1 protein-coding gene is annotated in these 1224 nt (G+C 70.5%); it reads left to right on the top strand.

Annotated elements, in window-relative coordinates:
• Nucleotides 1-1224, top strand: a 1224-nt coding sequence (locus A9X04_RS00930; RefSeq protein ID WP_156764164.1) for a non-ribosomal peptide synthetase, incomplete at both ends; no start/stop codon positions are given.

The following is a 1224-nucleotide window of genomic DNA, read 5'->3' as shown; positions in this document are numbered from 1 at the left end:
TCGCTGGCCTTCGACTTCTCGGTCTGGGAGATCTTCGGGTCGCTGCTGCGCGGCGCCCGGCTGGTGATCGTGCCCGATGCGGTGGTCCGCTCGCCAGAAGAGCTGCACGCCAAGCTGATTCGCGAACAGGTCAGCGTACTCAGCCACACCCCTTCGGCGGTCGCGGCTTTGTCCCCGCACGGTCTGGAATCAGTCACGACGCTGGTGATGGGCGGGGAGCCCTGCCCGCACGAGGTGGTCGACCGGTGGGCGCCCGGGCGGGTGATGGTCAACCAGTACGGTCCGACCGAGACCACGATGTATGCGGCCATGACCCCGCCGCTGACCGCGGAAACCGGAGCGCCGCCGATCGGCTCCCCGGTACCCGGTGCGGCGTTGTTCGTGCTGGACGCCTGGTTGCGGCCTGCCCCCGTCGGTGTGGTCGGTGAGTTGTACGTGGCGGGCCAGGGTGTCGCCTGCGGGTACCTGGGCCGGTCGGGGTTGACCTCGTCACGGTTCGTGGCCTGCCCGTTCGGGGAGCCCGGACAACGGATGTATCGCACCGGGGACCTGGCATGCTGGCGTGCCGACGGGCAGCTGCAGTACCTGGGGCGCATCGACGATCAGGTCAAGATCCGCGGCTACCGCATCGAGCTCGGCGAAATCCGCACGGCGCTCGCCGGTTTGGCGGGCGTCGGGCGGACGGCGGTGGTCGTCCGCGAGGACCGTCCCGGCGACAAGCGCCTCATCGCCTACCTCACCGGCACCGCCGACCCGGCCGATATCCGCGCCCGGCTTGCCGGGCGGCTGCCCACCTACATGGTCCCGGCCGCCGTCGTGGCGGTGGACGCAATCCCGTTGACGGTCAACGGCAAACTCGACATCCGCGCCCTGCCCGCACCCGACTACCAGAGCACTGAGCAGTACCGCGCCCCCGGCGACGCCGTCGAGGAGATCCTGGCCGGCATCTACGCCCAGGTGCTGGGCGTCGAGCGCGTCGGGATCGACGACTCCTTCTTCGATCTGGGCGGGGACAGCATCTTGTCCATGCAGGTCGTGGCCCGCGCGCGGGCGGCCGGTGTTCTGTTCCGCCCGCGCGACGTCTTCGTCGAACAGACGGTCGCCCGGCTGGCCCGGGTGGCCGGCGTAGCCACCGGCGACGACGCGACCGATGACGGCATCGGCCCGGTGGTCGCGACCCCGATCATGCGCTGGCTGCAGCAGATTGACGGTCCGGTCGATCAG

The sequence above is a fragment of the Mycobacterium sp. E3247 genome (assembly GCF_001667785.1).
Classification (GTDB): domain Bacteria; phylum Actinomycetota; class Actinomycetes; order Mycobacteriales; family Mycobacteriaceae; genus Mycobacterium.
Note: the sequence above shows the minus strand (reverse complement) of the source record. Positions and strands in the feature narration are given on the sequence as shown.